Raw genomic sequence first — 13039 nt, 5'->3', positions numbered from 1 at the left:
GGAGCAAGGGTGAGTGACGCCGTGGAGGCACCCGGGACCGCACCGGTGGACGAGCCGGGCTCGTCGCGTCGGTTCGGCGCCGACGCGGAGGGCGGGCCGGTCGCCGCCCTGGCCATCGGGGGCGACGCGCTCGCGGTGACGATCCTGGATCGCGGCGCGACCGTCAATCGGATCCGCCTGCGGACCGGCAGCGGCGGGGACGCCTGGACGGATGTCGCCCTCGGCTTCGGTGACATGGCCGGGTACCTCGCCCACCCGGATGCCTTCCTCGGCGGCCTGATCGGCCGGTTCGCCAACCGCATCGCCGGTGCCGCCTTCGAGCTGGACGGCCGGCGGTACCCCCTCGTCGCCAACAACGGGGAGCACACCCTGCACGGCGGCGGCGCCGGGCTGGACCGGCGGCCCTGGCGGGTCACCGGGCACACGCCGACCAGCCTCGAGCTCGCCCTGACCAGTCCCGACGGAGACGGCGGATTCCCCGGGCGGCTCGACGTGATCGCTCGGTACACGGTCGAGGGATCGACGCTGGACCTGACGATCGAGGCGGTCACCGACGCGCCCACGCCCGTCAGCCTCACCAGCCACCTCTACCTCAACCTCGCCGGGCGCGGCAGCGTGGACGAGCACGTGCTGCGGGTGCCGGCCGGGCGGGTGCTGGCGGTGGACGCCACCGGTATTCCCGGCGACATCGTCGACGTCGACACCGCCGGGCTGGACCTGCGGGACGGGGTGGAGCTCGGCCGGGCACGCCGTCGCCCGGTGCCGCAGGTGACCGCCGTCGGCGGCCTCGACCACCCCTATCTCCCGGACGGCGCGACACCCGACCGGGCCGACGATTCGACCGGTGCCCGGCCCGATGGAGCCGGCCTGCGCGAGATCGCGGACCTCAGCCTGCCCGGCACGGGTCGCGGCGTGCGGGTGCTCGCCGACCAGCCGTCGGTGCAGGTCTACTCCGGCAACGTGCTGGCCACGATGGTGCCGGGACACGGCGGGGAGCTGTACCGGCCCGGCGACGGCATCGCGCTGGAGGCGCAGCAGTGCCCCGACGCACCGAATCGGCCGGATCTCCCGTCCGCGGTCCTGCGGCCCGGGCGGACGTGGCGGGCCCGGATCCGGTGGGAGTTCCGCACCGCGGACTGAACGCAACGGCCTGACCACGACGGACTGAACGCGACGGACGGGCGAGCGCGCCGCGCCGAGCGGAGGCCCTGCCGGTGTCGGTGACCGGAGGCAGTTCTGGGGGTGGATCCGTCGACGGACTCACCACGGCGGTCACGCTCCGGGGTCGGCGGTCCCGGTGAACTCCTCCGCGACCCGGGCGGCCTGCCGGTCCCAGGCGGCCCGGACCTCCGGTTGCGCCGGGCCGGTGAAGCGCTCCTCGTCGGTGCGGGCCCACGCGACGAGTGTGTCGGCGCCGGCGACGGTGGTCGCGGCCTGCCGGGCGGCGCCGTCGGCCACGTACTCGCCCGCTGCCGGCACCACCACGGGCACGCCGAGCAGGCCGGGGGCGAGGCGGCGCACGGCCGCGGAGCGGGCGCCGCCGCCGACGAGGGTCACCTCGTCGGCCTCGACGCCGAGCGCCCGGATGCCGTCCAGGGCCGCGGCCAGGTGGCACAGCAGGCCCTCGACGACCGCCCGGGCGAGGTTCTCCCGCGTGAGCGACGCCGGGGTCATGCCGCGCAGGGACCCCGTGGCGCGGGGCAGGTCCGGGGTGCGCTCGCCCTCGAGGTACGGCACGTGCACGAGTCCGCCGGCGCCGGGCTCGGCCGCCAGCGCGAGCGCGCTCAAACCCTCGTGGTCGACGCCGAGCAGGCGCCGCCCCGCCTCGAGCACCCGGGTGCCGTTGAGGGTGCAGGCCAGGGGGAGGAAGGCCCCCGTGGCGTCGGCGAAGCCCGCGACGATCCCGCTCAGGTCGGCGGCGGGGGAGTCCGCCACCGCGGCGACCACGCCGGACGTGCCCAGGGACACGAACACCTGGCCGGGCGCCAGCCCGAGGCCGAGGGCCGCGCCGGCGTTGTCGCCGCACCCGGGGGCGAGGACGATGCCGGCCGGGATCGCGCCGGACGCGGCCGTCTCGCCGACCGCCTCGAACGGCCCGGCGACGCGCGGCAGCGCCAGGTCGCCCGGCCCGACGTCGCGGCGCAGGGCACGCGAGAGCAACTCCCAGCGGTACTGCCCGGTGCCCGGATGCCAGTACCCGGTGCCGGACGCGTCAGACCGGTCCGTGGTCAGCGTGCGTACGTCCGTTGAGCCCGAGAGCCGCCAGGTGAGCCAGTCGTGGGGCAGTGCCACCGCGGCCACCCGGCCAGCGTTCTCCGGTTCGTGGTCGGCCAGCCAGCGCAGCTTGGTCACGGTGAACGACGCGAGCGGCACGGAGCCGCCCGCGGCCAGCAGGGCGGCGCGGCCGCGCTCCAGGTGCCCGTCGCCCAGTTCGCGGGCCAGATCCGTGGCCGCGTCCGCCGAGCGGGTGTCGTTCCACAGCAGGGCCGGCCGGATCACCGCCCCGTCGGCGTCGAGCACCACCATGCCGTGCTGCTGACCGCCCACCGCCATCGCGGTGACGCCGTCCAGGCCACCGGCGTCCTCGACGGCCGCCTGCAGGGCGAGCCACCAGGCCTCGGGGTCCACCTCCGTGCCGTCGGGGTGCGGGGCCGAGCCGGAGCGCACGAGCGCCCCGGTCGCGGCGTCCCGGATGACGACCTTGCAGGACTGCGTCGAGCTGTCGACGCCGGCGACGAGGGACACGACTCAGCCGATCAGGTGCTCGACGGCGAGCTGGTGCAGCTGGACGAACCCGTAGTCGCGCTCGGCGGCGGCGTCCAGGTCGAAGTCGTCCGTCGCGGTGAGCAGGTCCGCCACCGTCTCACCCGGGGCGAGCGTCGGCTGGGCGAGATCCGCGACGCCGGAGTACCGCATGGCCTCCTGCACGCGGTCGTCGGCGCGGAACGCCCGTGCCTTCTCGGCCAGCTGCAGGTAGGTCGCCATGTTGGCGGCCGCGGACTTCCACACGCCCTCGAAGTACTCGGTGCGGGACGGCTTGTAGTCGAAGTGCTTCGGGCCGGTGTAGCGGGGGCCGTCGGGGGAGCCCGGGAAGCCGTTCTCCAGCAGGTCGACCGTGAAGAAGGCCGAGAGCAGGTCACCGTGGCCGAACACGAGATCCTGGTCGTACTTCAGGCCCTTCTGCCCGTTCAGGTCGATGTGGAACAGCTTGCCGCTGAACAGCGCCTGCGCCAGGGCGTGCGTGTAGTTGAGGTTGGCCATCTGCTCGTGCCCGGTCTCGGGGTTCAGCCCGACGATGTCGCCGTGCTCGAGCTCGGCGATCAGCGCCAGCGCGTGCCCGGCCGTGGGCAGGAAGATGTCGCCGCGCGGCTCGTTGGGCTTCGGCTCGAGGCCGATCCGCAGGTCGTAGCCCTGGCTCTTGATGTAGCCGGCCACGGTGTCCAGACCCTCCTTGTACCGCTGCAGCGCGGCGAAGAGGTTCTTGGAGGAGTCGTACTCGGCGCCCTCGCGGCCGCCCCACATCACGAAGGTGCTCGCGCCCATCTCGGCGGCCAGGTCGACGGCGGAGAGCACCTTGCGCAGGCCGAAGCGGCGCACGCCCCGGTCGTTCGAGGTGAGCCCGCCGTCCTTGAACACCGGGTGGGTGAAGGTGTTGGTGGTGACCATCTCGATGACCAGGCCGGCCTTGTCGGCGGCATCCTTGAGCTGGCCGGTGATGCGGCGCCGGGTCTGCTCGTCCGCGTCGAACGGGAAGACGTCGTTGTCGTGGAAGGTGATGCCCCAGGCACCCAGCTCCGCGAGCTTCTCGCTGTACTCCCAGGGGTCCAGGGACGGGCGGGTCGCGGATCCGAACGGGTCGATACCCGTCCATCCGACGGTCCAGAGGCCGAATGAGAACCGGTCGTCCTTCGTGGGCTGGCGCACCATGTCTGCTCCTTCATGAGTCTTCACTGACCATTTGTTGTTTCACACAACATAATAGTGACGTCCGCTACAGTCAATGCCGTGAACACCGTCATCGGCGTCCCGGCGCGGCCCCGACCGGCGGCGGCCGCCACCCAGGCCACCCTGCGGGAGCACAACCTCTCGCTCGTCGCGCGCATCGTGCTCGGCGCGCCCACGGCGATGTCCCGCGCCGACGTCGCGGTAGCGACGGCGCTGACCCGGTCCACCGTCTCCCGCCTGGTCGACGACCTGCTCGCCGGCGGACTCGTGCGCGAGGTGGCCAAGGTGGGCGGGGGGCTCGGGCGGCCCGCGACGCCCGTGGTGGCCGACGACCGGCTCTGCGCCCTCGGGCTCCAGGTGAACGCGACGTTCCTGCTTGCCCGGCTGGTGGCGCTCGACGGCACGGTCGTCGCGGAGGAGGCCGTCGACGGGGACTTCGTCGGCAGCGACCCCGCCGCGGTGCTGCCGCTGATGGGTGCCTGTGGCGCCCGCGTCCTCGCCACGGCCGGGGCGGACCGCATCCTCGTCGGCACCGGCCTCGCCCTGCCCGGCATCGTGCGCCCGGGGACGGGCACCCTGCTGCGGGCACCCAACCTCGGCTGGTCCGCCGTCGAACCCGTCCCGCTGCTCGCGACGCCGGACCTCGGTCCGGTCCAGCTGAGCAACGAGGCCGATTCCGCCGCCGTGACCGTCGCCCAGCCGGTACCGGGACGGCCGGACGGGCCGCAGGACTTCATCTACCTCTCCGGTGAGATCGGCATCGGCGGCGCCGCGGTGCTCGGCGGCCGGGTGATGCGCGGCCAGCACGGCTGGGCCGGGGAGATCGGGCACGTCTGCGTCGACGCCGACGGCCCGGCCTGCCCGTGCGGCTCGCGCGGCTGCCTCGAGCGCTATGCCGGGCTGCGGGCCCTGCAGACCGCCGCGGGCCTGCCGGCGACCGCGGGCATCGACCAGTTCGCCGAGGCGTGCCGGGCCGGCGACGAGGCGGCGGTGCGGGCGCTGGAGACGGCGCTCGGGGCGCTGGAGACGGCGCTGGTCAGCGCCGTCAACCTGCTCGACATCCCCGCCGTCGTGCTCGGTGGCCACCTCGGCCGCCTCGGGGCGCTGATCGCCCCGGATCTGGCCGGGCGGCTCGGTTCCCGGGTGCTGGCGGGGCGCTTCGGCGGCCCCACGGTGACGGTCGACGAGCACGTCGAGGACCGGGCGCCCGCCGCGACCGGCGCCGCGATCAGCGTGCTCGAGGGGGTCATCGACCGGCCCGCGGCGTGGATCGACGGCGGTGGACGCCCCGGCCGCTGAGCCCGTCCGGATCGGCGGGCTGCGCAGCGCGCTCCCGCCGGCCGTGTTCTCAGCCGTCGGCGGTCGCGAAGACGACGAGGTTGCGGGTCCAGTGGCCGAGTGCCGGGTCCCAGTGCCCGTCGCACGTGATCAACCGCAGCTGCGCGTCCGGTGTCGGCCCGTAGATCTGCTCGGTGGGGAAGATCCCGACCCGGTCCGCGCTGAGGACGCGGGTGACGGTGAAGTGCACGTCCCGCCCGTCGGCACCGGTGACCGTCACCGGGTCCCCGGGGCGGAGCTCGGGCAGCCGGTAGAAGACGCCCGGGCCGTCCGGGGCCGTCAGATGGCCGGCGATCACGGACGGACCCCGCTGCCCGGGCACGGGCGACTCGGTGTACCAGCCGGCGCGCTGCCAGTCCTTCGGCGCGGCGAGCACGCCCGCGGCGTCCCGTCGGAGGTTCTCCAGTGTGCTGTCCACGCCGATGCCGGGAATCCGTACCCGGGTCGGTGCGCCGACACTCGCCGCGGGGGACGCCCCCGTGGGGTCCTGCAGGCGATCCAGCCGGCCGGGACCGAGTGAGGAGGCCGCGGCCGACGGCGGCGTGGAGGAAGCCGCCGAGGACGACGGTGCCGGCGACGCGGCGGACGACGGGGCCGCCCCCGTCCCGATCGCCGTCGCCGCCCCGCCCCCGGCACACCCGCTCAGGGTGAGCCCGGCGGCGACGGCGAGAGCCGTGACGACGGCGAGGGGGCCGGTGCGCGTACTCACGCGGCAGCTCCCGGGGTGCAGCCGCCGAGATCGTCGGTGGTGAGCATGATCCTCCCGAGCGCCGCCCAGGCAGCGCCGTAGTAGGTGGGCCGTTCCGCGTCGAGCGCGGCGGCCCGTTCCAGGTCGCCGCGGGCGTCGGCCGGGTCCCCGGCGGCGGACCGCGTCGCCGCCCGCGCCGCGTAGGCCAGGGGGTGTTCGGCCGGGTCCGTCGCGGTGCCGCCCAGGTCCAGGGAGATCGGCAGGGGGTCGTTCCGCTCCAGCACCGGCCGCAGGCGGGAGGCCAGGGTCCGGTCGGCCGCGTCGCACGATTCGGCGTAGCGCAGGGCCACGCGGGCGGCGTCGTACCCGTAGCGCACCGGGCCGCCGGCGCCGTCCGGGCCGGGCAGCGGGTTGACCGCGCCGTCGGCTCGCAGCTGCGCCCAGTCCGGCGGCAGCGACGTCTCCTGCAGGATCGCCGTCGTCACGGCCCGGGAACCGGCCTCCAGTTCCGCAAAGCGCCGGTCGCCGGTGGCCCGGCCCAGCACCGCGAAGGCGGCGGGGGAGGCGTACGACGGGTTGTACGGCACATCCGCCCGTCCGGCGGCCCAGCGCCCGGGCAGCAGCACGCGCCCGTGCTTCGTGGTCGTCGTCAGCCGGTCCAGCACGGCGGTCGCCAGGCGGGTGCCGGCGGTCGTGTACCGGGGCTCGCCGAACGCCCGGCCGGCCAGCACGAGCGCCCGTGCGGCGTCGAGGTCGGCGTCGGCGGCCGGCGCGGAGTCCTGCACCGCGCCGTCCGCCCACCGCCAGGAGAGCAGCTGGTCGTCGCGCTGCAGGTGGGCCTGCGTCCAGCCGAGGATCCGGGCGAACGCGTCACGGTCGCGGGCGGCCAGCGCGATCAGCAGGCCGTACGCCTGCCCCTCGCTGACCGTGTCACCGCCCTGGTCCCGGCGCACGACCCGGCCGTCCGGATCCACCCACCGGTCCAGGAAGGCCCGGGCGGATCCGGCCGCCGTGGCCGGCACCGTCGGCGCGGGGGACTGGTCGGTGCTGTGCGCCTGGGGCGTCGAACGCCCGCCCGAGGTCGTGGCGACCACCCCGAGGGCCACCGCCAGCAGTACCGTCACGCCGATCACGGCCGAGAAGGTCAGGATCCGTCGTCGGCGGCTCATCCGCGCCCGGCGGACCGGCGCCGGCGGGCCAGCAGCGCGCCCGCCAGGACGACGCCACCGACCGCGGCCGCGCCCACGGGCAGGGCCGGGCTCGCACCGGTCGCACTCGCGGGAGCGGCACCGGTGTTGATGCCGCCCTTCGGCATGGCCTTGACCGCCTCGGAGTCGACGACGGCCTTGGCGGTGAGCGTCCGCTTCGCGTTGTCCATCACCAGCACCGTGGTGGTGCTGCCGGACGGCAGGGTGACGGTGGCGTCGACCGAGGTGCTGCCGGACCGGAGGGTCAGCGGCCACGCCCCGGCGGGGACGGTGGCGTACCCGGTCGCCTCACCGGTGCCGGCGTCCTGGGCGATGTCGTCGCCGTCACGGGTGCGGACGGTGACGGTCGGGTGCACGGACGAGGCCTGGATGATCCGGACCTTCGCCTTCTCGGCGGGGACCGTGGCGAGCTGGTCCGTGTAGAGCTGGGTGGCGAGCTTCCCGCCCATTCCGGTCACGGCCATCGTCAGCGGCTGATCCTTCGCGATCGTGATGGACCGTTCCAGCAGGGCGCGGGTGCTGTGGGCCGGCTTGATCGCCACGACGTAGTTGCCGGGCGGGACGGCGAGGTACTTCGAGGCGTCGCCGAAGTGCACCCCGCTGACCGTCTTCTGGGCACCGCCGGACACCGCGGTCAGGGTGACGGCGGCCTCCGCGGTGTCGGGCGAGAGGTGCATGACGCGGATCCAGCCCGAGCCCGGTGAGGGGTTGGGCGTGGGCTTGTCCGCGGCGATGGCGGGCGCGCCGCCGGCACCGAGCGCCAGCAGCAGGGCTCCGATCACGGCGGCGAGTCGGGTGAGGAGGCGGACACGGGGGCGGGCGGGACTGGTGCTGTTCATCATCGGGTTCCCTTCGACAGTGACGGGTCGAGCAGGTTCTCCGGCTCGCCCAGGGGGTAGGTGATGGTCATGCCGTTGTCGGCCGCGGTCACGGCCGGGTGGCCGAACGGGCCGGTGAGCCCGCTGGTCCACGCGGTGATCCGGCGGGCCGCGTCGGTGCCGGTGACGGCGGGGCGCCCGTCGACGGCGGTGACGAGTGCGCTGCGGCGGTAGGTGCCGTCGGTCCCGTCCTCCGCCGGGAAGTCGGTGATGGTCAGGGTGGTCTGCATCACCTGCTGCGCGAGCGCGAGCATGACCCGCGAGTCGACCTGGCCGGCACGCAGCTGGGCGCGCGCGCTGGGCGTCAGGGTGAGCCGCGGGTTGGCGGCCAGCTCGGCGCCGACGGCGGCACGCTCGGTGCGCAGCGCCCGGTCGGCGCGCTCGCCGGCGGCGAGGCCTTCCGCGTGGATCTGCCGGACGTCGACACGCTGCTGTCCGGAGCCGAACGAGGCCACCACCGTCGAGTTCGCGATCGCGGCCTTGACCTGCGGGAACTGGTCCGGGAACGTGCGCATCGAGTCGGTCGTGATGATCCAGTCCGAGTCCTTCCACCCGTTCGGGGACTGGGCGATCACCTGGGAGTCGGTGTCGAGCTTGTAGTACCAGATGACGTTCTCCCGCGCGAAGCCGGAGCGGACGAGGTCCACCCACATCGCGTCGTCGACCAGCAGGCGCTGATCCTTGCCGACGTTGCGGGCCACCCACTGCTGCGCCTCGACGGACGGCCGGTCCAGGTCCGCCGTCAGCTGGCCCGCGTACAGCGAGCCCCACACGGGCACGGCCACGACGCCACCGGCGAGCAGCACCAGGATGCCGGCGACGCCCTGGGCGCGCCGGATCCCGGCTCCCGCGCGCAGTCGCTCGACGGCGGCGTGGGCGACACCCGCCACGGCCACCGCGGCCAGCGGCAGCAGCATGATGACGTAGGGGACCGGCAGGTAGCCTCCCGGCCGGAACATGAACAGGACCAGGGCGACGACGATCACGGCGAACGGCCGGACGCGCCGGATGCCGATCCCGATCACCGCGCACAGCAGCCCGAGGGTGATGAACACCGGGTCGAGGTGCCACCACTGGGACAGGGTCCGGCTGATCTGGCTGCCCGCCTCGGTGGCGAGTCCACTCGAGGCGCGTCCGCCCAGCTGGAAGGCGACGCCACCCATCAGGCTGACCCGGTCGGGGCCGGGGAACAGCTCGCCCTTGACCGTGGCGAGCAGCAGGTAGCTGATGCCGATCAGACCGAGCACGCTGCCGGCGACGGCGAGCGTGTAGCGCCGGGTCGAGGGGTGCGACTGGCGGATCATCACCCAGGCGACCGGGACGATCGCGAGCAGGTAGGTCTCCTTCGAGAGCACCGCGACCCCGAGACAGGCGGCGGACGCGGCGAAGCCGGCGAGCTGCCGGTGCCGCGCGGTGGCCAGGATCAGGGCGAGGAGCAGCCAGACGGTCGCGACGTTGTCCAGGTAGACGGTGCGGTGGTACTGGATCGCCAGCGGCGAGAGCGCGAACAGGCCCGCAGCGAGCGCCGCGGCCGGGCGGCCCAGGCGCAGCCGCCGGCAGAGCCAGAACACCAGGCCGGTGCTGATCAGCGCGGCGACGACCATCGCCTCGCGCGCGGCGATCACCGAGACGTCGTACCGCTCGAAGGCGCCGGTCACCTGCGCATACCCGGCGATCTGGATCCAGCCGAGCGGCGGGTGGTCGTACCAGTAGGTGTAGTGGGCCAGCTCGCCGAGGGTGTCCACCGCCCACGCCTGAGCCGTGTACGTGCCCTCGTCGTCGATCCGCTGCGGCGTGCCCGCCAGGTTGACGACGTTGATCACGCCGGCCACCAGCAGCAGCGGTGCCAACCACACCAGCGAACGGATGTGCCGAGTCGGCCAGGAGCCGCTCCGGTCCGGTGCGGGGCTCGATCCCGTGGCGCGGTTCGCCCGGTCCGCCCGCGCGGCGGGGGTACCGGGCCGGGCTCCCCGCCCGACGGCGGGCGGCGCGTTCAGCGGGGACGCGGGCGGAGCCGGCGTCCAGTCGGTGAATGCCCTCATCGGCCCGCCCCGGAGGTCTGCAGCTCGGCGGTGGCCACGGTCGCCACGGGTTCGGCCGTGCGGTGGGCGCCGGTGTGCTCCGTCTTCTCCCAGGAGTGGTCACCGCGCAGCTGCCGCACGACGGATCGGACGGCGGCGGCGGCGAGGAAGATCTGGAACGGGACGGTGCCCAGGAGCAGTCGCGCGTAGTCGCGGATGCGCGCCCGGTTCCCGTAGAGGTGCCCGAACTCGTGCAGGGCGGCCACCTCGACGGCCACGGTGATCAGGGTCGGCGCGAGCGGCAGGAAACTGATCATCGCGACCCAGGCGGGCACCTTGGCCACGGCCATCAACAGGAGGGAGACGGGGATGAGCACCCCGGCGAACGCCTGCAGGAACGGCATCGCCAGCATGTACCGGGCGAAGGCCCGCTGGGAGCGGAGAGGCAGCTTGCGCCATTCGCCCTTCCGCAGCACCTGCAGGAAGCCCTGGTTCCACCGGGTCCGCTGCTTGAACAGGGAGAGCAGGCTGCCGGGCGTCTCCTCGCGGGTGACCACCTCGGGCGAGTACGCGACGGCGACCTTTGCGCCGGCACTGGACAGACGCACGCCGAGCTCGCAGTCCTCCGCGAGGCACTCGGCGTCCCAGCCGTCCGAGTAGTCCAGCCAGTCGCGCCGGACGAACACCGTGTTGCCGCCGAGCGGGATGAAGTTGGCGTTGGCGTGGAAGTGGAGCCGGGACCGGAACCAGAAGTAGTACTCCAGCACGTTGCGCAGGGCCCACCAGCTGCTCCGGAAGTTCATCAGCTGGACGCCACCCTGCACGACGGCAGCGCCGGTCTCGCTGAACCGGGAGTCGACGAGACGCAGCAGGTGCGGATGCACCTCGTCCTCGGCGTCGAACACGCCGACGATGTCGCCGGTGGTGTGGGCGAGCGCGGTGTTCAGGGCCTTCGGCTTGTTCTTGGGCACGCTGTGGTCGACGACGACGGAGATGAGGTCCGGGTGGCGGGCCGCGGCCTCGCGGGCGACCCGCTCGGTGCCCGGGTCGTCGTGGCCCACGATGGCGATGATCTCGACGTCCGGGTGGTCCTGCTCCGTGAGGCGGTCCAGGGTCTGGCCGAGCACCTCCTCCTCGTGGCGCGCGGGCACGAGGAGGGAGAACCGGTGGGCGGGGGCGATCGGACGCACGGCGAACTGACTGCGGGTCAGGTTGTCGCGAGACCACCACGCGTGCAGCATCCACCACAGGGTGGTCAGGGCCACGGCGGTCAGCGCGACCGAGACGAGGATCAGGGCGGTGCAGCCCAGCCATTCCATCGCCGTCCAGTGGGCCACGTCCGGCAGGATGCCGTCGGCGCCGCCGGTGACCGGTGGCGGGAGCTCGCTCCCGCGGTTGGGGACCACCCCGGTGACCGGAGCCGGGCTCGGCTGCGGGGTCAACAGGGGATCCGGGGTGCCGTCGGTCGCGGGTGCGGTGACGAACAGGGAAGGCAACACGATCTCTCCTCGGGGGTTCGGATCCATGGTCGGCGCACACGCGTCGAGCACGAATCGACCTCAGGCCCCCCCTGTCAGCGATCCGGTCGCCGGCACGCACGACGGATCGCTGTTTCTGATCGTTCACCCCGGGTTCGGAGCGGGTCGCCCTCCCGGATGGGTCAGATCGTCGAAAGAAGTGTGGCGGCTGTCACCACCCGCGCTTCTCCCAGGCGGGCAGCGCCGGGCGTTCCGCCCCGATCGTCGTCGGCAGCCCGTGCCCCGGGTGGACGACGGTGTCGTCGTCGAGCACGTCGAACACGCGCTCCACGACGTCGCGGTACAGGGACGCGAAGTCCTCCGGGCCGGCGGTCCTGCCCACGCCGCCGGGGAAGAGCGAGTCCCCGCTGAACAGGTGGTCCGGGCCCTCCGGGTCGCGGAGCAGCAGGGCGACGGAGCCCGGAGTGTGCCCGCGCAGGGCGATCGCCTCCAGATCGAACCCGTCGAACTGCCCGACGTCGCCGTGGTCGAGCAGCACCGCGGTCGGCACGTCGATCGCGGGGGCGTCGTCCCGGCCGGCGGCGGTCCGCGCGCCGGTCCGCTCGGCCACCGCGGCGAGGGCGCCCACGTGGTCGTGGTGCCGGTGGGTCGTGATGATGAGGGCGAGCCGGGGCTCGGCGGGGGAGTCCTCGCCGGACGAGGCGAGCAGCTGCTCGATCGCCGGGGCGTCGGCGGCGGCGTCGATCAGCACCTGGGCGCCGGAGCGGCGGGAGGTCAGCAGGTAGACGTTGTTGTCCATCGGGCCGACACTGATGCTGCGCAGCACCACGTCGGTCAGGGCGGTCACGGCGATGTCGGTCATGTGATGAGCATAACGACGTAGTTAGTTGACCTAAGCAAGCATCGAACCGTATTGTTGGTTAGGTCAACAAAACGACGGAGGAGATCATGACCGTCACCGAGAGTACCGCCGCCGCCCTGGTGGAGCAGATCACCCGACTGCAGCGCACCATCAAGCACGTGACCGCGCGGTCGACGGCGGCCGCGGACGGCGTCGGGATGGCCCATGTGGGCATCCTCTTCATGCTGTGTTCCTCCTCGGAACGGCGCGCGACGGATCTGGCCGACGACCTCGGGATCGGCACGTCCGCACTGAGCCGCCAGATCTCCGCCCTCGAGGACCGCGGGCTGCTCAGCCGCCGCCCCGATCCGGACGACGGCCGCGCGAGCCTGCTGTCGGTCACCGCCTCGGGTCGCGACCTGGTCGGTGCGGTCACGGCGGAGCGCACGCAGCGCCTGAAGGACCTGTTGACGGGGTGGGACGAGGCCGAGGCCGAGCACGCCACCCGCACCCTGGGCCGACTGAGTGAGGTCTTCCAGATCGCCCAGCACGAGAACGTCCGGCTCCGTCACGACGGAGATCCGGGGGAGGCGCCCGCGAGCGCCCCCGAAGCAGCCATCACGACCGCGTAGAGGAAACCTT

The 13039-nt window shown here is 73.9% G+C and carries 11 protein-coding genes; 3 read left to right on the top strand and 8 right to left on the bottom strand.

All coding sequences use genetic code 11. The features are described from left to right. Nucleotides 1–9 precede the first annotated feature (9 nt). A complete protein-coding gene (locus tag BGP79_RS09850) occupies nt 10–1140 on the top strand; it encodes an aldose epimerase family protein (RefSeq protein WP_083701770.1) in 1131 nt (376 codons plus the stop codon). A 132-nt stretch (nt 1141–1272) separates the two neighbouring features. Here the strand turns inward: BGP79_RS09850 and xylB are convergent, their stop codons facing one another. Both xylB and xylA read right to left on the bottom strand, forming a co-directional pair. Then, on the bottom strand, nt 1273–2745 hold the full coding sequence (xylB, locus tag BGP79_RS09845; protein ID WP_076695036.1) for a xylulokinase: 1473 nt from the start codon (nt 2743–2745) through the stop codon (nt 1273–1275). A gap of 3 nt (nt 2746–2748) precedes the next feature. Then, nucleotides 2749–3927: a xylose isomerase gene (xylA, locus tag BGP79_RS09840; RefSeq protein WP_076695035.1), complete on the bottom strand. Its 1179-nt coding sequence runs from the start codon at nt 3925–3927 to the stop codon at nt 2749–2751. A 78-nt stretch (nt 3928–4005) separates the two neighbouring features. Between xylA and BGP79_RS09835 the strand changes: the two genes are divergently transcribed. Then, nucleotides 4006–5244, top strand: a complete 1239-nt coding sequence (locus BGP79_RS09835) for an ROK family transcriptional regulator (protein WP_233121357.1) — start codon at nt 4006–4008, stop codon at nt 5242–5244. Between the two features lie 49 nt (nt 5245–5293). Here the strand turns inward: BGP79_RS09835 and BGP79_RS09830 are convergent, their stop codons facing one another. The 6 genes from BGP79_RS09830 to BGP79_RS09805 all read right to left on the bottom strand — a co-directional run bounded on the left by BGP79_RS09830 (nt 5294) and on the right by BGP79_RS09805 (nt 12418). Beyond that, entirely contained in the window at nt 5294–5992 is a 699-nt protein-coding gene (locus BGP79_RS09830) for a class F sortase (protein ID WP_076695033.1), read from the bottom strand. Further along, the gene (locus BGP79_RS09825) at nt 5989–7140 is read right to left on the bottom strand and encodes a glycosyl hydrolase family 8 (RefSeq protein WP_076695032.1); all 1152 of its coding nucleotides are present in this window, start codon (nt 7138–7140) and stop codon (nt 5989–5991) included. The genes BGP79_RS09830 and BGP79_RS09825 overlap by 4 nt, the downstream gene beginning before the upstream one ends. Then, on the bottom strand, nt 7137–8018 hold the full coding sequence (locus BGP79_RS09820; RefSeq protein ID WP_076695030.1) for a DUF4397 domain-containing protein: 882 nt from the start codon (nt 8016–8018) through the stop codon (nt 7137–7139). The genes BGP79_RS09825 and BGP79_RS09820 overlap by 4 nt, the downstream gene beginning before the upstream one ends. Next, the gene (locus BGP79_RS09815) at nt 8018–10099 is read right to left on the bottom strand and encodes a glycosyltransferase family 39 protein (protein WP_083701768.1); all 2082 of its coding nucleotides are present in this window, start codon (nt 10097–10099) and stop codon (nt 8018–8020) included. The genes BGP79_RS09820 and BGP79_RS09815 overlap by 1 nt, the downstream gene beginning before the upstream one ends. Beyond that, a complete protein-coding gene (locus BGP79_RS09810) occupies nt 10096–11574 on the bottom strand; it encodes a glycosyltransferase family 2 protein (protein WP_233121354.1) in 1479 nt (492 codons plus the stop codon). Before BGP79_RS09810 ends, BGP79_RS09815 begins: the two co-directional genes overlap by 4 nt. Before the next feature lie 193 nt (nt 11575–11767). Next, nucleotides 11768–12418 (bottom strand): MBL fold metallo-hydrolase, encoded by a 651-nt coding sequence (locus BGP79_RS09805; protein WP_076695027.1) that lies wholly within the window; start codon nt 12416–12418, stop codon nt 11768–11770. Nucleotides 12419–12504: 86 nt separating this feature from the next. Between BGP79_RS09805 and BGP79_RS09800 the strand changes: the two genes are divergently transcribed. Continuing rightward, nucleotides 12505–13029: a MarR family winged helix-turn-helix transcriptional regulator gene (locus BGP79_RS09800; protein ID WP_076695025.1), complete on the top strand. Its 525-nt coding sequence runs from the start codon at nt 12505–12507 to the stop codon at nt 13027–13029. Nucleotides 13030–13039: the final 10 nt, after the last annotated feature.

The organism is Tersicoccus sp. Bi-70 (genome assembly GCF_001968825.1).
Lineage (GTDB): Bacteria > Actinomycetota > Actinomycetes > Actinomycetales > Micrococcaceae > Tersicoccus.
Note: the sequence above shows the minus strand (reverse complement) of the source record. Positions and strands in the feature narration are given on the sequence as shown.